The sequence below is a fragment of the Polynucleobacter sp. JS-Safj-400b-B2 genome (genome assembly GCF_018881975.1).
Lineage (GTDB): Bacteria > Pseudomonadota > Gammaproteobacteria > Burkholderiales > Burkholderiaceae > Polynucleobacter.
In genome coordinates this window covers 39,498-59,180 of the sequence record NZ_JACVPJ010000002.1, presented here as the reverse complement: position 1 = coordinate 59,180, position 19,683 = coordinate 39,498, and the positions used below count along the sequence as shown (strand labels likewise).

15 protein-coding genes are annotated in these 19,683 nt (G+C 40.1%); all 15 read left to right on the top strand.

Going from position 1 to position 19,683, the window contains the following annotated elements; genetic code table 11:
* The first annotated feature begins 50 nt into the window (after positions 1-50).
* The 15 genes from ICN48_RS02200 to ICN48_RS02130 all read left to right on the top strand — a co-directional run bounded on the left by ICN48_RS02200 (position 51) and on the right by ICN48_RS02130 (position 19,672).
* Positions 51-1,490 (top strand): mannose-1-phosphate guanylyltransferase/mannose-6-phosphate isomerase, encoded by a 1,440-nt coding sequence (locus ICN48_RS02200; protein WP_216152127.1) that lies wholly within the window; start codon positions 51-53, stop codon positions 1,488-1,490.
* Between the two features lie 36 nt (positions 1,491-1,526).
* Positions 1,527-2,561 carry a GDP-mannose 4,6-dehydratase gene (gmd, locus tag ICN48_RS02195; RefSeq protein WP_216152126.1) on the top strand — a complete coding sequence of 345 codons (1,035 nt, stop codon included), beginning with the start codon at positions 1,527-1,529 and terminating at the stop codon, positions 2,559-2,561.
* 2 nt (positions 2,562-2,563) lie between these two features.
* Positions 2,564-3,424, top strand: coding sequence for an NAD-dependent epimerase/dehydratase family protein (locus ICN48_RS02190; protein ID WP_216152125.1), 861 nt, complete (start codon positions 2,564-2,566; stop codon positions 3,422-3,424).
* An 88-nt stretch (positions 3,425-3,512) separates the two neighbouring features.
* On the top strand, positions 3,513-4,304 hold the full coding sequence (locus tag ICN48_RS02185; protein WP_370624124.1) for an ABC transporter permease: 792 nt from the start codon (positions 3,513-3,515) through the stop codon (positions 4,302-4,304).
* Complete coding sequence (locus ICN48_RS02180) at positions 4,304-5,524, top strand: ABC transporter ATP-binding protein (RefSeq protein WP_216152124.1); 1,221 nt, start codon at positions 4,304-4,306, stop codon at positions 5,522-5,524. The genes ICN48_RS02185 and ICN48_RS02180 overlap by 1 nt, the downstream gene beginning before the upstream one ends.
* A gap of 22 nt (positions 5,525-5,546) precedes the next feature.
* A complete protein-coding gene (locus ICN48_RS02175; protein ID WP_216152123.1) occupies positions 5,547-6,836 on the top strand; it encodes a glycosyltransferase family 1 protein in 1,290 nt (429 codons plus the stop codon).
* 99 nt (positions 6,837-6,935) lie between these two features.
* Positions 6,936-8,939: a hypothetical protein gene (locus tag ICN48_RS02170; protein WP_216152122.1), complete on the top strand. Its 2,004-nt coding sequence runs from the start codon at positions 6,936-6,938 to the stop codon at positions 8,937-8,939.
* Between the two features lie 8 nt (positions 8,940-8,947).
* The gene (locus ICN48_RS02165; protein WP_216152121.1) at positions 8,948-10,918 is read left to right on the top strand and encodes a hypothetical protein; all 1,971 of its coding nucleotides are present in this window, start codon (positions 8,948-8,950) and stop codon (positions 10,916-10,918) included.
* Position 10,919: 1 nt separating this feature from the next.
* Complete coding sequence (locus tag ICN48_RS02160; protein ID WP_216152120.1) at positions 10,920-13,211, top strand: hypothetical protein; 2,292 nt, start codon at positions 10,920-10,922, stop codon at positions 13,209-13,211.
* A gap of 5 nt (positions 13,212-13,216) precedes the next feature.
* Positions 13,217-13,783: a hypothetical protein gene (locus ICN48_RS02155; RefSeq protein WP_216152119.1), complete on the top strand. Its 567-nt coding sequence runs from the start codon at positions 13,217-13,219 to the stop codon at positions 13,781-13,783.
* Positions 13,784-13,907: 124 nt separating this feature from the next.
* Positions 13,908-14,675 (top strand): glucose-1-phosphate cytidylyltransferase, encoded by a 768-nt coding sequence (rfbF, locus tag ICN48_RS02150; protein WP_216152118.1) that lies wholly within the window; start codon positions 13,908-13,910, stop codon positions 14,673-14,675.
* Entirely contained in the window at positions 14,672-15,766 is a 1,095-nt protein-coding gene (gene rfbG / locus ICN48_RS02145; RefSeq protein ID WP_216152117.1) for a CDP-glucose 4,6-dehydratase, read from the top strand. The genes rfbF and rfbG overlap by 4 nt, the downstream gene beginning before the upstream one ends.
* Before the next feature lie 35 nt (positions 15,767-15,801).
* Positions 15,802-17,145 carry a lipopolysaccharide biosynthesis protein RfbH gene (rfbH, locus tag ICN48_RS02140; protein ID WP_216152116.1) on the top strand — a complete coding sequence of 448 codons (1,344 nt, stop codon included), beginning with the start codon at positions 15,802-15,804 and terminating at the stop codon, positions 17,143-17,145.
* Complete coding sequence (locus tag ICN48_RS02135) at positions 17,145-19,013, top strand: thiamine pyrophosphate-binding protein (RefSeq protein WP_216152115.1); 1,869 nt, start codon at positions 17,145-17,147, stop codon at positions 19,011-19,013. Before rfbH ends, ICN48_RS02135 begins: the two co-directional genes overlap by 1 nt.
* The gene (locus ICN48_RS02130; RefSeq protein ID WP_216152114.1) at positions 19,013-19,672 is read left to right on the top strand and encodes an HAD-IA family hydrolase; all 660 of its coding nucleotides are present in this window, start codon (positions 19,013-19,015) and stop codon (positions 19,670-19,672) included. The genes ICN48_RS02135 and ICN48_RS02130 overlap by 1 nt, the downstream gene beginning before the upstream one ends.
* Positions 19,673-19,683: the final 11 nt, after the last annotated feature.

Here is a 19,683-nt window from a genome sequence, read left to right as displayed (position 1 = left end):
ATTTGGTGCTTTTATACTCTATAATCAACGATCGTCTTGAATCTAACTATATGAATTTATTGGTACCCGTCATTCTCTCTGGTGGTGCAGGAAGCCGCCTTTGGCCAGTTTCCCGTGAGGGCCATCCAAAGCCGTTTATGAAGTTGGCAGATGGTCAAACCCTATTGGAGAAGACGTACCGCCGTGCGGCTAATCTTCCAGATGTTCTTAGTGAAAACGGTAAATCCAAAATATTGACCGTCACTAACCGCAACTATTACTTTATGAGTCGCGATGAGTTGGCAAAAGCCAGTGCTGAGGGTGCCTTTTTGCTGGAACCCTTCGGTCGTAATACTGCTCCAGCCATTGCGCTTGCAGCCCACCGTTTATTAAAAAAGTACGGTGACGATGTCATCATGCTGGTTTTACCTTCTGACCATTTGATTGGTGATGAAGCGGCCTTTTCTGTGTGCGTTAAAAAGGCCTGCCATTTGGCTAAAGATGGTTATTTAGTTACTTTTGGCATTACTCCAACAGCCCCAGAAATAGGCTTTGGTTATATAGAGCAGGGCCAAGCTATTACAGATGGATTTTTGGTGAAGCGTTTTGTTGAAAAGCCTGATGCTCAAACTGCTCAGCAGTATTTAGACGCTGGTGATTATTTATGGAATTCTGGAATGTTTTGCTTTAAAGCGAAAACATTTCTAGAGGAATTGCGCGCCCATTCTCCAAAGATTGCTGATCATGCTGCACAGTGCTGGGATGCTGTTCCAGATAACGGGAATGATTCTACTTACCTAGAAATTCCAGAGGCAGTCTTTGATAGCGCCCCAAATGACTCTATCGATTACGCCTTAATGGAGAAGTCCAATAAGGTTGCGGTAGTGCCTGGTAGTTTTGGTTGGAATGATATTGGCTCGTGGAATGCGGTGCGAGATCTAGCAATTCCGGATGCTGCTAATAATCGCGCTATAGGCGAAGCAATTTTCATTAACTCATCAAATACCTTTATTCAATCAGAAGATCGCTTAGTAGCGGCTGTTGGATTGAATAACCTCATGATTATTGACACACCAGACGCACTCTTGGTGGCCAATCCTGATTATGCTCAGGATGTGAAGGCGGTTGTCTCTAAATTAAAAGAATTGGGTCATGATGCCGCTAAGCTGCATAAAACAGTTGCTCGTCCTTGGGGTACTTATACGGTTTTAGAGGATCATCCAGGCTTTAAAATTAAGCGCATCGAAGTCAAACCTGGTGGAAAGCTGAGCTTGCAAATGCATCATCATCGCAGCGAGCATTGGATTGTGGTTAAGGGTCAAGCCCAAGTGGTCAATGGCGACGAGAGCATCACGCTTTTACCAAATCAATCTACCTATATTCCGGCTGGACATAAGCACCGGTTATCAAACCCCATTCAAGAAGATTTAGTCATGATTGAGGTGCAGTGTGGTGGCTATCTTGGCGAAGACGATATTGTTCGTTTTGAAGATAACTATGGGCGAGCTTAAAAAATATGAAACCAATACTATTTACGTTTTGAGGAAATGATGATTGCTGTTATTACAGGTATTACTGGTCAAGATGGCGCCTATTTAGCAGAGTTATTGCTTGAAAAAGGCTACACGGTCTATGGCACTTATCGCCGTACCAGCTCCACTAACTTTTGGCGCATTGAAGAATTAGGCATTCAGAATCATCCCAATTTACATTTGCGTGAGTATGATTTAACCGATATCTCTACTGCGATTCGATTGCTGCAAAGTACTAATGCAACGGAAGTCTATAACCTCGCTGCTCAAAGCTTTGTGGGGGTTTCTTTTGACCAGCCGTTAACCACTGCTGAGATTACTGGTATTGGCGCAGTGCACTTGCTAGAAGCCATTCGTATTGTTAATCCTAAGATACGCTTTTATCAAGCCTCGACTTCAGAGATGTTTGGAAAAGTACAGGCTATTCCCCAGATTGAGACCACACCCTTCTATCCTCGCAGTCCCTATGGCGTAGCAAAGTTGTACGCTCACTGGATGACTGTGAACTATAGAGAGAGTTATGACATTTTTGCTTCTAGCGGAATTTTGTTTAACCACGAATCTCCATTGCGAGGTCGCGAATTTGTGACTCGCAAAATTACTGATTCTTTTGCCAAGATCAAACTAGGTCAGTTGGATGTATTAGAGCTTGGCAACTTGGATGCTAAGCGTGATTGGGGTTACGCAAAAGATTACGTTGAAGGTATGTGGAGAATTTTGCAGGCCAAAGAGGCGGATACTTTTGTCTTAGCTACGAATCGTACTGAAACTATTCGTGACTTTGCGACGATGGCAGCTAAGGCTGCTGGCTTTGAATTGGTATGGAGTGGTGCCGGTGAAAATGAAGTTGCTAAAGATGCTAAAACCGGCAAAACTTTAGTGCGCATTAATCCTAAATTTAATCGCCCTTCAGAAGTAGATCTTTTGATTGGCAACCCGGAGAAGGCCAAAACCGTTCTGGGTTGGGAGCCAAAGACCAATTTAGAACAGCTCTGTGAAATGATGGTTCAAGCAGATATCCGTCGCAATCAAGCAGGAAATTCTTTCTAGTAATGCGGCTTTTGCTAACTGGTTCCGATGGCTTTACAGGAGTTCATCTTAGTAAGGCAGCAAGTAATGCTGGTTATGAGGTATTCCCCTTAAAGTCTGATTTAAGTGATGCTGTAGCTATTTCAGAAGAAGTAACTCGGATTGCGCCAACGCATGTGATTCATCTAGCTGGTATTAGTGCGGTCACGCACGAGGATCAACAAGAGCTTTATAAAGTCAATTTATTTGGCACCTTAAATCTTTTGGATGCGCTCCAGAAGGTAAGCGGACCAATACAAAAAATTATCTTGGCTAGCAGCGCTAATGTATATGGTAGCGTGATTAAAGGTGGCGATTCGATTGGTGAGGATTATTGTCCGATGCCAGTTAATCAATATGCTATGAGTAAGTTAGCCATGGAATATATGGCGCGCTCGTATCTTGATCAGCTGCCAATTGTCATTGCCCGCCCCTTTAATTACACAGGAGTTGGGCACGATAATCGTTTTGTTATCCCTAAGATTGTCGAGCATTTTTCAAATGGGAAAAGTCAGATTGAGCTCGGTAATTTAAAAGTTGAACGTGAATACAATGATGTTAGAAATGTGGCTCAAATCTATCTTGATTTATTGCAAAAAGGACACAAGGGCGAGATTTACAATATTGCTTCTGGCAGAGCCTATTCTTTAGAGGTTGTTATTGACCTCCTTCGGAATATCTTCGGTCAATCAATGCATGTAAGCGTTAATCCAGCCTTTGTGCGCAAGAATGATATCCCTGTGCTTTCTGGCAACCCAGAAAAGTTGGAGCGCTGCATTGGGAAAATTCATTGGCATGAATTGAAGGATACCCTGGCCTGGATGCTGACTAATTCTAAAAAATAGAGCTTTAGGCAATAGAAATCTCTACTAGGTTAATTAAATTGGAATTAATCGCTAGCAGTGCATATGTTTTCCAATAAAATAGACTCCTGTGAATATACTTAAATCTCTCTGGAGTTATCGCGGTTTCATAACTGGAACTATTAAGCGGGACTTTCAAGCAAAATATCAGAACTCACTTTTTGGTGTGGTTTGGGCGGTATTAAGCCCTTTGGCTTTGATTGTGGTCTACACCGTCGTGTTTTCTCAGGTCATGAAGGCCAAGTTACCGGGTGTTGAGAGTAACGTTGCCTATAGTATTTATTTATGTGCAGGGGCTCTCACTTGGGGGTTATTCAGTGAAATTGTTCAGCGTATGCAAGTGTGCTTTCTTGAGAATGCCAATTTACTCAAAAAGCTAATATTTCCAAGAATGTGTTTGCCAGTCATTGTTTTGGGTAATGCGCTTGTTAACTTTGCAATTATTTTTGGGCTTTTTATAATCTTTCTAATAATCACTGGAAATTTTCCTGGCATCTTTTTTTTCGCTCTAATTCCACCATTGCTTATCTTATTGTTATTTGCGATTGGTTTGGGTGTGACATTGGGGGTGCTTAATGTTTTTTTTCGGGATGTAGGTCAATTCTTTGGTATTTTTCTACAGTTTTGGTTTTGGCTAACGCCCATTGTTTATCCAATTAGTATCTTGCCTTCAAAAGTGCAAAGCCTCATGAGTCTAAATCCACTTGTTCCGGTTATCGGCGCATTCCAAGGCATCTTGGTGATGAAGGCTATGCCTGAATGGATTGATTTGGTCTATCCATTGATCTTAAGTATTTGCTTATGTTTCCTTGGTCTCTATTTATTCAGACGTCATGCTGGCGATATGGTGGATGAACTGTAATGAGTGCAATCATCGTTTCTGACTTAAGCAAGGCCTATAAGCAGTACAGCTCAAAGTGGGCTAGGTTTGCAGAATGGGTAGTCCCATTTTTTGGAGATAGGCATAAATTAAAGTGGGTATTAAAAGATATTAGTTTTTCAGTAAAGCCAGGAGAGGCTCTCGGTATTATTGGTATTAATGGTGCGGGTAAAAGTACCCTTCTAAAAATGATTACTGGAACTGTGAAGCCCACAACAGGCGAAGTAATAATCAATGGAAAGGTGGCCGCACTTCTTGAATTGGGTATGGGGTTTCATCCAGACTTTACTGGCAGGCAAAATGCATACATGGCTGGGCAGCTCATGGGGATTAGTACAGAAGAATTATCAAGTTTAATGCCTAGTGTTGAGAGTTTTGCTGAGATTGGCGATTATTTTGATCGACCAGTACGAGTCTACAGCAGTGGAATGCAGGTGCGACTGGCATTTGCCGTTGCAACCGCCATACGTCCAGATGTATTAATTATCGATGAGGCCCTCTCAGTGGGCGACGCTTATTTTCAACATAAAAGTTTTGAGCGTATTCGAGAGTTTCAGAGGCTTGGCACTACCTTATTGATTGTTAGTCACGATAAAGCAGCCATTCAGTCAATCTGTTCGCGCGCTATTTTATTGGGTGATGGAAAGGTATTAATGGAGGGCGAGCCTGAAGGGGTAATGGATTACTACAATGCAATGTTGTCAGGCCATCAAGACGCGCAAAAAATTCTTCAGGGGTCAAGTATTGATGGACGCCTTAAAATTAAGTCTGGTAGTGGAGAAATTCAATTCGAAAGCATCTCTCTTCAGAATCTAGACGGTCAAGACATTGAGGTTATAGGGGTTGGACAAACTGTCATCCTGAGAATCGTCTTTCGGACATTTGTTGATATACCTCAATTAACAGTAGGTTATTCCATTAAAGATAGGTTGGGTCTAATCTTATATGGAACCAATACACACCACCTAGGTTTTCCATTGGAAAACTTGAAAGCTCAGCAGGAGGTGGCGGTTGAGTTTAAGTTTGTCGCAAATATGGGGGTTGGAACCTTTTCTATTGCTTGTTCTTTGCATACTGGCGATACTCATTTGAGTAAAAATTTTGCTTGGCAGGATTTGGCACTGGTATTTACGGCGATAAACATAGATAAACCATTCTTTTTAGGGTCTAGTTGGCTGCCCCCTCAGGTAGTAAAAAAGTAGTTATTTGATGCATGTAAAGACAATGACAATAATCTATTTGGAATGCGGAACAACGATAAGGTCTAGTTTTAATACTGGCATTCAACGCGTAGTTAGAAATATTATCAATAACAAGAAGAGTATTGAGGATCTAAGTTTTGTTGATGAGTGTCATCTGGTTGAGTATGTAGATCAAGACTTTTACATTTTACCCAAAACAACCATTGCCCCAGATGTTGTTAAGGCGGATGCGGTACTGAGATTTTTACAATCGACTAATATATTTTTTAAGAAGAAGTGCAACCCACATTTACATAAGATATTTAAATATATTTTGCACGGCACCTATGCAGAATTAGTTAATGCACGTATTCGCTGGGGTCATGTAAAGGCTGCCAAGAAGGGGCGTTCAGAACTTCTGAAACTTAACAAACACAAAACTCCCTCTGAAGCCAAAAAGATACTAATCCTACTCGACTCATCATGGCACGATGATATGTGGCCCCGAGTATCTGATTTTCAGAAATCTGGTGGCTTTGTTTATGCCGTGCTGTATGACTTAATTCCTTTCTCCCATCCTGAAACCGTCGAGATCACTACTAGGAAATTGCATACCAATTGGTGGAGAAGTGCTATTAAAAAATTAGATGGCGTCGTCTGTATTTCAAAAGCCGTACAGAATGAGCTTAATGAGTGGCAGTTAAAAATTACTCACAATAAGTTGCCTGTAGATTATTTTTATCTAGGGTCTGAGCTGAATGAAAGTGACCCTGTAATCAAAGTTCTTAATACCCCCTCTCCTTTCTTTTTGATGGTGGGTTCCATTGAGCCAAGAAAAAATCACTCTATAGTTCTTGATGCTTTTGAGTCCTTATGGCTAAGGGGGATTTCAGGGAGTTTGGTAATTTGCGCTAATAATTCATGGATGTCAGAAGAATTAATGGAGCGCATTAAAGCTCACCCACAGTTAAATCAGCAATTATTTCTCGTTGAAAAGGCTTCGGATAGGGATCTTGTGTACCTTAATAAAAGTTGTTGCGCCCTAATAATGGCCTCTATTGCGGAGGGATTTGGTTTGCCAATTGTGGAAGCTCTGCAACTGGGTGCTAAGGTAATTTGTAACGATATCCCGGTATTTAGGGAAATTGGCGAGCAGAATGTTACTTATTTTTCATTTAATAACAGCCATTCTTTAGAGTTGCTGATTGAGGATCATATTAATCAGTATTTACCCACTAGGGAGCTTGAGAAAAAGTGGATCAGCTGGCCTGAGAGCGCGCGGATGCTCGGGGAAAAATGTTTAGGCTTATCTATTAAGAATGAGGTTAGGTAAGTGCTAAATAAATTGAGGCCCTCACAAATTTTGATTGTATTGCTGCCACTTCTGCTTCTTTTGCAGTACTTGTTTAGATTTCATCTTCTGGATTTGAGGGTGCCATTTAGTTACGATGGTGATGCATTATTGAGTTTGGCTGCCATTAAAACAATGATTAGTGATGGCTGGGTATTTCGTGGAACTCAACTGGGTGCCCCATTCGGTTTTAACTTTTTAGATTTCCCTGGAGCGGATAACTTTTTTTTAGTTGTCTTAAAAATGTTCACAATTTTTTCAAGTGATCATTTTTTAATCCTTAACATATTCTATATATTTGGGTTTGCCCTTATTTATTTTGCGACATATTGGTCCCTTAGAAAATATGAAGTGAATATTTTTCTCTCGGTTGCATTTGCAATTGCATTTACGGTGGCGCCATACCATTTTTTAAGAAATGCCAAGCATTTATTTCTGGCAACCTATTTTATAGTCCCAATAATTAGTGCAGTCATGATTGATCTCACTAATGGCATTTTAAAAAACTCTAGCGGTAGGTTTGGAAAGTTAACATTAAGTTATTTTTTCATCTTAGTGCTGGCTGGAATGTGCGGTATTTACTATGCTTTTTTTAGTATTCTTATATTTTCTTTATTAGGAATAATCGGTTATTTACGCTACAAAGATTTAGCTGTTATTAAAAATACAGTCATTGGCATCTTTGTGATTCTTTTGGCTGCATTATCTAACTTATTGCCATCCCTCTATTACAGATTGGTTGAAGGCCCCAATCTCTTGGTGGCTCAACGTAGTTTTATCGAGAGCGAACTTTACGGGCTAAAGTTAATTCAATTGATATTGCCAATCTGGGGCCACAGTAGCAACCTATTTGCCAGTTTGAATCATCGATATCAGGAGCAAATATTAATCACTGAGGCAACTTCAAGTGCGTTAGGAATCTTAGCATCAGTGGGATTTTTTTACTTACTCATCTCATTGATTGCTAGATTACGCCCAGTGTTGGATGAGAGGTTGCAAGTTTTATCCAGAATCAATTTATTTGCATTTTTAATTGGAACTGTCGGTGGCCTTGGCGGGATTTTTGCTTTTTTTATCACGCCTGAGTTTAGGGGTTTAAACAGGATAAGTATTTTTATTGCATTTTTCTCTCTCCTGGCTTTGGCAATTATCTTAGACAAAATTTTGAATGCCATTAATTCCCAATACAAGAAAGTTTATTTTCTAGCTTTGAGTTTATGCATTAGTGTATTCGCTTTATTTGATCAAGTGCCGAAGGGCGTAATAGGTCAAAATCCAGAATTGATCAAGAGCTTTTATGTTGAGAAGAAATTTTATAAAGACCTCGAAGATTTGGTACCCCCGGGATCAGTTATTTATCAGTATCCTTATGTTCAGTTTCCTGAAAGCGCTGAACTTTATAAGGAGGGGTATTACTCATACTTCAAGCCATATCTCCAGACGATAGGCATCAGCTGGAGTTATGGGGCAATAAAAGGCAGGCCCGCTGATTTTTGGAATAATGCCATAAGTACACTAGATCCTAATGAGCGGGTTAAAAGCCTTCGGAAATCAGGATTCTCGGGGGTTTTAGTAAATACAGATGCTTGTAAAAATGGCTGCATTGATATGTTGCAAGCCTTAAAGAGTGTGAGTCGATTTGATCCGCTGATTAGTCCTGATGGGGTTAATGTTTTTTATCCAATCCAGCCTGCAAGACTTCCGGAAATAACGCCGAAGCTATCTTATATACCGGCAGATGGCTTTTATGGTCTTGAATCTAATCGGAACGGTGAGAGCTGGAGTTGGGCTGGTGCAAATGCAAAATTATTGGTCTATAACTTTTCTAAAGATCCGGTGAAGGCTGTGTTTGAGGCGAGGATTTCAGTTGTGAACTCATCGAAGTTAAGCATTGACAATCGATCAACTTTACAAGAAATAGCCTTCATACCGAATGAAGAGCAGCGGGTGACGTTAGAATTCCAGCTAGCACCGGGAAAGAATATTATTGCATTCAATACTGGCATGCCTCCAGTTGAAATTAAACCTGACCCTAGAAAATTTGGGTTTAGATTAAGCTCTATCCGGATTGTGGCTTTAGATTGAAGATTTCAATGGGTGGATATTTAAATCGTCCTCTTGTTGCGAGGTTTTGTTTTTATTTTGCGGTAATTGGTTGTTTTGGAATATGTCTATATCCATATGCAATCTCTGGATTTTATTTTGACGACATATATAACAGTCTTATCTCGGGAAGAATTAAGTACGAAGAAGTAACTCTTAGTAGATTTGTTGCCTCCCAATTTCAGCAGTGGTTCGCCGTTGGTCGATTCTTTCCAGTTGCCATCATTGTTGTGTCTTATATCTGGGATGTCTGTGATACCCTTCTAAAATATAGAGCGATCCATCTTGCGTTCATCTGCCTAAATGGCTTCACCTTTTTTCTTCTGATTAAAAAGCTCTCTGGTGATTTGCTTATCGCAGGGTTCACTATCGTCTTTTTACCAATGCTATTTCAGTTCAATCCTAGGTGGGATGGCATCACTAGCTTTGGGCCATTAAATCAACTGGCATTTTTATTGGTTACATGCTCTTGTTTATCTCTAGTCAATTATTTAGACCAAAGTAAAAAAATATTCCTAGTGCTTGCGCTGGTTTTAGAGTTTTTGGCTTTGTCTACCTATGAGGTAAGTATTGTAATTATTCCAGTTCAAATATTAATATGTTTTTTTTGGAGGCAGAAAAATGAGAAGCTCAATAAGCCTGCATTGATATCAACCCTATTGGTTGCATTGACACATGGAATTATTTGCTTGTTACTTATTGCGATGCGGTCATCTTCCTATGACGGAATTAATGTTAGCCATCATCCATCTGTTGCAACGTTTTTCTATCAGTTTTTTTCTGCGCTACCCCTGAGCTTTCTTGGAAATAAAGTTCTTCCAATAAACTTAAATTTCGAAACATTTTTTGGATTAAGTCTCACTTACTTTTTATTGAGTTTTCTATTCAACGCTACTCTTTCTAGGCTGGATGGGGTTGGTAAACATCGACTGCCAAAGAAGAGTTTGCTAATAATATTTATCGGAATTTTGCTCGCATGCGTGCCCCCATTTTTATTGGCGCTATCTTCTAGATATCAGACTATAGTTTCTTATGGCGATCCATACATCATCGTATATTTTCAATATTGGGGTGTAGCCCTATTATTTGCTATATGTGCTACCTACTTGTGTACTCGCTTTTCAGCATATATTTTTATAATTCCCCTCTTTTTGCTCATTTCTGCAATTTGTGGTTTAACTACCGCAACTAATATTTCAAGGATCGAACAAAAAAATATAGATTTTCTAAATCCAAGAAAAGAAATCCAAACTGCCGTTGATATGGGGTTTATGGAGCAGGTTAAAAGCAGTGATACGCTAATTGTGGATTCCTTGCTTCCTTGGGAGACCGGTGACTCTTGCGTCACATTCTTTTCCATGATTTTAGGCAGAAAAGTCGATTGTATTTTTGTTAAAGATCTATTAAATAATGCATCAAGCTCGTCAAGTCTTACGGATATAAAAACTGATCCCAAAAATCGCTTCATATTTTCTAGGCAAACTACGAAGGGTAATGAAGAGCAAATTCGAATTGGATCTCTTGAAGGCACCTGGGAGGTTAAAAAAAATACAATTCATTTCTTGGAAGATGTGCCTGGTTTGGTATTGGGACCAGTTCTTGGAAGTGGGTTTTATGGTTGGGAGCCAACACAAAGAAAAGAATGGGCTTGGTCAAGCGGAAATTCAGAGATTAGTTTCTATAACTATGCAGGTAGTCCCGTTGAGGTTAAGTTAACTATTCCCTTGCAGTCAGCAATTAACCAAGTCCTATCTGGTTTCTTAAATGGCAAACCTCTCTTTACAAAAACTTTAAATTCATCTGCAATGGAGAATGTGGTTGTAGAGGCAGTTCTTCGCCCTGGAATGAATTCCGTGCTCCTTAAATCTGCTGGTAATGCGATAACATTATCTGAAAGGGACCCTCGTCTATTTAGCTTTAGGATCTTCAGTCCTCATATATTAAATAATAATAAAAATTAAAATGCTCATAAAAGAAAATATAATAAATTACTTATTAAGGGCTTTTAAATATTTTTCTTTTGAAAATTTACTGTTTATCTGCTATTTAAGTATATATATTAGGCAATATTTTTGGAGCTTTAATGGGTTGGTCGTTTGGATCACTTCTTTGATTATAGCTACCTCAATCATTCTTTATTTACGCCCTCCCAATGGCGACATTCAAAATGAAAATAAGAAATTTAATACTCCATTTTTATTAATTGTTGTTCTACCACTTTGCTTATTTTATCTATTGAGATTCCCGTTCCCGGATAGCTCATGGGATGTCATCAATTATCACTTTATTAATGGGGAAAGGGCGGTTGTAGGATTTCCCTTTATTCAGGGAGACTTTTTTTATCTCTCCTACTCAAATCCAATAAGCGATATGTTGACGACAGTTTTTCGTCACACTCTTGGTCATCGCCTTGGAACTGTTCTCAATTTACTAGTTCTTATTTGGTCAGGACTTATTCTGGAGAAAATTTTAAAATTTTTTACTCATAGAAACTATTTAAGATGTATTTTTATTATTACATTACTATCTTTTGAAGGCATTATTTATGAGATAAGTAACTATTGGGTTGACTTATTGGCAATTCCCCTCATTCTTGAAATCACCTACTTGCTTTCTTTTGTTAAGCACAAAACAAAGCGCCAATATTTCTTTATCTCCCTCCTAATGGGGATGGCAGTTGGCTTAAAACTGACAAACTTATATATTATTTTGCCGGCTTTGGCGATTGCTCTTTATCAATACACAAAAAATAATAATTTAAAGTCTCCCTCCACTTATTATTCTTTTTTAGTATGTGTTGTCTTTTTTGCGCTGCCCATTATTCCATTTCATTCATATGTTTTTTGGATAACTGGAAATCCGATTTATCCCCATTACAACTGGATTTTCCGGTCTCCTTACGCAAGTTTGAAAGTTATGTCTGATGATACTTTGGGGCCAGAAAGTAGATTTGATGCTTATTTTTGGCCGATAGTGATGCTTTATAAGGTTGGTAGACTATCGCCTACACCAACATATCCCTTTTTTGCCAGCCTTGGGTACCTGACATCTATCGGTCTATTTTTATTTATTGCCCTGAGAAAAATAAGAGTACCTAATAATATTCAAATTCTTTGCCTCTTGTTTGCTCCATCGGTTTTTATATGGGGAGTCGTTTCTGGAGATTTTAGATATGTTACTGTTTTTGAAATTCTCGGGGGTGTAATTCTGATTAGTGTCGGACAATTATTTTTAAGGGAAAATCACTGGCTTAGTAATAAAAGGTTTGTTTCTATTTCAGTCTTAAAAATACTTAAGATCATCATCGTTGTTTTTTGCGTTTTAAAATGTACCTTTTCTATCAACAATATACTGAAATATGAATGGGCTGGAAGACCGACAGTATTTTCTAACTTTAGCGGGTATATCAAAGAACTTAGATATGTTTTAAAAGATTACTCTTTGTATGAGTTTTTGCCAGAGCAGTCTAAAAGCATAGTTAACCTGGCGCAGGTCTGGATTCCAAGTAGCCCAGTAGTAAGTGGTTATATGGTTTTGCTTAATCCATTTATCCCCTATGTAGATCTTCATCATCTTTCCATGAGGGGGGCAGCAGGGACTAATAAATTCAATGAAACTATTCATGACTTGGGTGCGAAGAGATATTTTTCTTTAATTAATCCCGGTACTTTGGGCTTATCTCTTGATTGGTCTTTGAATGAACTCGCTAAAAGCGGCTTTGTTCCATTGCGTTTGCAGAACTTCGTTGTTCCTTATTTCTCAAGCAGTCCTGAGTACAAGTATGACTTTAAGATTGTTGAGCTTGTTCCCAGAGAATTTGAGGCTGATATTGAGCGTCAGAGTGATTCGAAAAAAATTGCTGAAATGAAATCAACTCTAGTTTTAGACCAATGGCTATCAGGCTGTTACCCTGAAGAGATGTCTGGGGCTAATAGCTGGAGATGGTGCGGTAAATCATCATCACTAGCATTTAAGAATTACGCAAATATTCCTATCTTAGTAAACTTTAACTTTTACGTACAAACTGGGTCAGAAAAATTCTCTAACTTAACTATTAAAGGTAAGGCTATAAGTGACTCCATTAAAGTCAACAATAGGGCATCCCAATTTAATGGGTCTGTAAAAGTTCAGGCTGGAGAAACATATGTGATTTCGTTATTCACTGACGCAGATGCTATTGTCGCCCCGTCTGATCCAAGGTCTTTGCATATAAAGATCAATAATTTTACTTACTCCAAGAGTCTCCCAAAGTGAGGGTTATGATGAAAAATATAGGGGAAATATTAAAATTAGGATGCATATATCTCATTACAATTATTGCTGGAACTGGACTTTTTTTATCTCTCTTTTGGATTAATTTTCTAAATAGTGGAGATATTTTATTTTTTAAATCACTCATATATCTATTTACAGTCTGTTTATTAATAATATTTATACTGATTTTTCTAAAGTTTAAAGTATCATCTTTAAAATCGTTAACGTATAGAGATATATTATTAATAACAATAATATTTTTTACTACAAACCATATTTTTTATGGATTAATTCCCTTTAATGCCTCAAGATCTGTCTCGGTCATGATTGTTGGATATTTATTCAATCATCAAGATACGCTGGTGTCAGAGAAGGATATGGACACATACATAGATGAGCTCTATTTCAAGAAGGAGAACGCTGTTCAACGACGCCTGTTAGAGCAAGTAGAAATCGGAAATGTTGAAAAGTTTGAAGGTGGTTACAAGTTAACCCCTAAAGGCATTGAGACTGTCAAGTTGATGGGGCTTATTACCTCTGTATATAATACTGATAAAAATTATGCTAAGTAATTAAATTAATAATTATCTAAATTTTATTAGACATAATCATTAATAATTTTTAGGGCAAAAATTAATGCGTATTTTATTTTTATAATTTGATATAATTCGAGCATTAAATTTTAGGCTACATATTATGAAAGCTGTAATTCTTGCTGGCGGTCTAGGTACCCGCATTTCAGAAGAGAGTGTCTCTAAGCCCAAACCTATGATTGAAATTGGTGGAAAGCCAATTCTCTGGCATATTATGAAGATGTACTCCGCCCATGGGGTGAATGATTTTGTAATTTGTTGCGGCTACAAAGGGTATGTCATCAAAGAGTACTTTGCAAATTACTTCTTGCATATGTCCGACGTTACGATTGATATGACCAATAACAGTATAGAAGTGCACCATAAGAAAGCCGAGCCTTGGAAGGTGGCGCTTGTCGACACAGGCGAAACCACTCAGACCGGGGGTCGACTTAAACGTGTTGGGGATTACATTGATGGTGACTTTTGCATGACTTATGGCGACGGCGTTGGCTCGGTAGATATTTCAGCCTTAGTAAAGTTTCATAAGGCCCATGGAAAATCAGCTACCATGACTGCTGTGCAGCCTCCAGGTCGATTTGGCGCCTTGGAAATTGATGGTACCCAAATTAATTCCTTTTTAGAGAAGCCCCAAGGTGATGGCGGCTGGATCAATGGCGGCTTTTTTGTACTCAATCCAAAAGTGTTAAGTTTGATTGAGGGCGATGAAACGCTTTGGGAAAAGCAGCCCCTAGAGAGTCTAGCTAAACAAGGTCAATTACAGTCATATTTCCATTCAGGTTTTTGGCAGCCGATGGATACCTTGCGAGATAAGAACCACCTTGAAGAATTGTGGGCAACGGGCAAAGCCCCTTGGAAATTCTGGGCATGAGCTCTCTGAAAACTGCGACTATTGATTCTGCATTCTGGCAGGGCAAGCGCGTTTTTATGACGGGCCATACCGGCTTTAAAGGAGGATGGCTTTCTCTTTGGTTATCTTCCATGGGTGCAAAAGTAACGGGTTATTCCTTGGCGCCAAATACCACCCCCAGTTTTTTTGAGGTTGCTGGTGTTGAAAGCGTAATGGAGAGGTCACTTATTGCAGACATTCGTGACTTAGAAAAGTTACGCTCCGCGATGACTGCTTCAAATCCTGAAATTGTGATCCATATGGCCGCTCAGCCATTGGTGCGTTATTCGTATCTCAACCCAGTCGAAACCTATGCAACGAATGTCATGGGTACAGTGAATGTATTGGAAAGCATTCGAGGCTTGGACTGTGTCCGTGCAACAGTAGTTGTTACAACGGATAAGTGTTACGAAAATAAAGAGTGGGTTTGGGGTTATCGTGAGAATGAGCCCATGGGTGGCTACGATCCTTACAGCAATAGCAAGGGCTGTGCAGAGTTAGTTACTTCAGCTTTTCGTCAATCCTATTTTTCAGATTCACTTTATGCAAAACATCGTCACGCATTGGCTTCAGCTAGGGCTGGTAATGTGATTGGTGGAGGTGACTGGTCAGAGGATCGTTTAATTCCGGATGCCCTAAGGGCATTCGATAGCGGCAAGCCTTTGATGATTCGCAACCCATTGGCCACTCGCCCTTGGCAGCATGTCCTTGAGCCTTTATCGGGATATTTGGTGCTTGCGCAAGCTTTGTATAAAGATGGCGTGAAGTTTGCAAGTAGTTGGAACTTTGGACCACGCGATGAAGATGCGCGGCCTGTTAAAGAGGTTATTCATCTGCTAATCGAGAAATCGCCGGCTGGTGCAAAGTGGGAGCAGGATCAAGGTGAGCAACCTCATGAAGCCCATTCACTAAAGTTGGATTGCTCTAAAGCAGATCAATTGTTAGGTTGGAGACCCCGCTGGTCTCTGGAGGTGGCTATACAAAATATTGCTGAGTGGCAAAGGGCGCACTTAGCAAAAGAAAACATGCAAGAAGTCTCTTTGCAGCAAATCAAGGCTTACCAAGCCAGTTAATCAGCCCCATTTAGTTTTTTTCTCATAAGATAATCATGACAGAAACGAATATTCCAGCCAGTCAATTTGCAAAAGATAAATTGCGTAAACAAATTTTGGCGTTGGTAAAAGATTACGCCGCATTAGAATTTGTGCCAAAAACATTTGTACCTGGTCAAACAGTAGTTCCACCTTCGGGAAAGTTGATTGGCTCCGAAGAGTTGGAAAACATGGTCGAAGCCTCTTTGGACGGCTGGCTGACTACAGGGCGCTTTAATGACTTATTTGAAAAAAAGCTAGCCGAGTTTATTGGCGTTAAACATCTGATTACCGTCAACTCTGGATCTTCAGCAAACCTAGTTGCCTTTTCAGCACTGACATCTTCTAAGTTGGGCGATCGTGCAATTAAAAAGGGCGATGAAGTCATCGGTGTTGCTGCAGGTTTCCCCACAACCGTTAATCCAATTGTGCAATTTGGCGCTATTCCGGTCTTTGTAGACGTTGATCCCATTACGCACAATATTGATGCATCCAAGATTGAGGCGGCGATTAGCTCTAAGACTAAGGCGATCATGTTGGCGCACTCATTGGGTAATCCATTTAACTTGGATGTAGTTACAGCGCTTTGTAAAAAATATAATCTCTGGCTGGTAGAGGATTGCTGCGATGCACTTGGTACCACCTACAAAGGTCAAATGGTTGGCACCTTTGGCGACATTGCAACTTTAAGTTTTTATCCGGCGCATCACATCACTATGGGTGAGGGTGGGGCGGTATTTACGAATAACTACGAACTCAAACAGATTGCCGAAAGCTTCCGTGACTGGGGTCGAGATTGCTACTGTCCTCCAGGCAAAGACAATACTTGCGGCAAACGCTTTGCGTGGAAATTAGGTGACCTTCCTTATGGCTATGATCATAAGTACACCTATAGTCATTTAGGTTACAACCTGAAGATTACTGATATGCAAGCTGCTTGCGCATTAGCTCAGTTAGAAAAAGCGCCAGCATTTATTCAGGCGCGTAAGGATAATTTCAAATTCTTAAAAAAGCGTCTTGCTACCTGTACGGAATTTTTACAATTACCTGAGGCAGCCCCAGATTCAGATCCTTCTTGGTTTGGTTTTCCAATTACCCTAAAGGCAGATTGCCCTGTTTCAAGAGTTGATCTCACAACTTATCTTGATCAACATAAGATTGGCACTCGTCTTCTATTCGCTGGTAATTTAATTCGTCAGCCCTACATAGCAGATGCCGAATATCGCATTAGTGGCGAATTAACCAATACCGATATCGTGATGAACAATACATTTTGGATTGGTGTTCAACCCTCCCTTACTCCTGAAATGCTTGAGTACGCAGCATCTCAGATTGAAACATTCTTAGGCGTGAACTTCTAATGTCCGTGGACGCAAAAAAAGTAAGGGTTGCTGACTATATTGCTACACGTTGCGTAGAGGCTGGTGCAAGCCATGTCTTTTTAGTTACTGGCGGTGGTGCAATGCATTTAAATGATGCATTTGGCAGAAATAAAGCCTTAGAGCCTATTTGCTTTCATCATGAGCAAGCGGCAGCAATTGCAGCTGAAAGCTATTTCAGATTGAGCAACAAATTAGCTGTTTTAAATGTTACTACCGGCCCTGGGGGCATTAATGCCTTGAATGGCGTATACGGCGCCTATGTTGACTCTTTGGGAATGCTCGTAATTTCTGGACAGGTCAAAAGGGAAACTTATTTGCGCAACTACCCCATACCTATGAGGCAGTTGGGTGACCAAGAGGTTGATATTGTTAGCATGGCTCAACCAGCGGTGAAGTATGCTACGGTTTTGCAAGATCCCCTTTTAGTTGGCGAAGTAATGGATAAGGCGATCTTCCTAGCAACAAACGGCAGGCCTGGTCCAGTATGGGTTGATGTTCCCGTTGATATACAGGGCGCCTTAATTGATCCGAGCCAACTCAGTCATTTTGATTGCACAAACTTGCAAGCCTTAGCAAAAGATCCAGCACTTACTCCAAATACTGTTTTAGAGCTACAAACATTGGGTTCTAACGATTTAGGTAAATCGATTGCACTTATTATTGAGCATTTAAAAAAAGCAAAGTTTCCAGTAATTATGGCTGGATCTGGTGTGCGCATTTCAGGTATGCATCCCGAGTTCTTAAAGTTAATTGAAGCACTCAAGATTCCAGTAGTCACTGGATGGAATGCGCATGACGCACTGGAGAATAATCATCCTTGCTATGCTGGTAGACCAGGAACTGTGGGTAACCGTGCGGGTAATTTTGTTATTCAAAATGCGGATTTCTTATTGGTACTGGGATGTCGTTTAAACATTAGGCAAGTAAGCTATAACTGGAAGAGTTTTGCTAATAAAGCTTGGATTGCCATGGTGGATGTAGACGAGGCGGAGTTGAAAAAACCGACGCTAGATCTTGATCTGCCTGTACAGCAAACTCTGCAAAAGTTCATTCCAGCAATGCAGCAGGCCCTGCAAGGCTATACAGTACCTTCAGCACATCAAGCATTTTTAATATGGGCTAAAGAGCGTCTCATGAAGTACCCGACTGTACTGCCTGGGTACAAACAGAAATCCAATCCAGTCAATCCGTATGTATTTATTGAGGCGCTTTTTGCTAAATTAGACGGTAATGATGTAGTGGTTGCTGGCAATGGATCTGCATGCGTAGTTGGATTTCAGGCTGCAGATTTGAAGAAGGGCCAGCGTCTTTATACCAACTCTGGCAATGCCTCAATGGGCTATGACTTACCCGCAGCCATTGGCGCTGCAGTGGCAAATGACAAAAAACGTGTTGTCTGCCTTGCGGGCGATGGCAGCTTGATGATGAATCTGCAAGAGCTGCAGACAGTAGTTGGATACAAACTGCCTATAAAAATCGTTATTTTGAATAACGATGGGTACCACTCCATTCGTCAAACTCAGGAGGCTTATTTCTCAGATAGCTTGATAGGAATTGGTCCGGATACGGGCGTTAGCTTGCCTAATTTTGTTGAGCTCGGAAAAGCCTTCAACATTCCCTCAAAGCAGGTGTCTAGTTCTCAGGATTTATCCACCGCATTAGAGTGGTTTTTGAATAAAGAAAAAGGCGCTGCAATCTTGGAGGTGATGTTAGATATCGAACAAACCTTCTCACCCAAGCTTGCTTCGCGTAAGTTGCCCGATGGAACGATGGTTTCGCCGTCTTTAGAAGATATGGCCCCATTCCTATCCAGAGAAGAGCTCAGTGAAAATATTATCAATCCTTAATGGCTAAGTTAATTGTTTATGACCTCGATGGCACGCTAATTGATAGCGCCAAAATTGTCACTAGTGTATTAAACCAAATGCGCACTGAGAGAGGGCTTGAGCATCTGGAGGCTGAACAACTGGTTCCTTGGTTAAGTATGGGTGGCGAAGATTTAGTGGCAAATGCCTTGGGGTTGCCAGTGAAAGGTATTCAGTCGCATTTGACTGATTTTAGAAAGAGATATTCCGAGATAGATACCCCAAACGATTCAATTTATCCAGGAATTAAAGAGACTTTGAATCATTTTGTAAATTCGGGATTTCAGCTGGCTGTTTGCACTAATAAACCTAGAGTACTGGCTGAAAAAGTTTTAAAAGAGACCCAACTGTATGATTATTTTGGGTATATGAATGCGGGTGGTGATTTGCCTTACAAAAAACCACACCCCCAGACCCTTTTATCGTGTCTAGAGTTTTTTGGTGTGGATTCAAGAGAAGCAATTTTGGTTGGGGATAGTACGGTGGATCAGAGTTTGGCTCAGGCTACTGATGTGGCTTTTGTGCAATATTTGCCAGGTTACGATGATGGAATTGAGTTATTTAACCCCCAAATGAAGATAAACCATCATAGGGATCTAAAAAATTTGATTCCGAGTTTGGGTAATGTAATCAATTCTTAATATAATGAGTT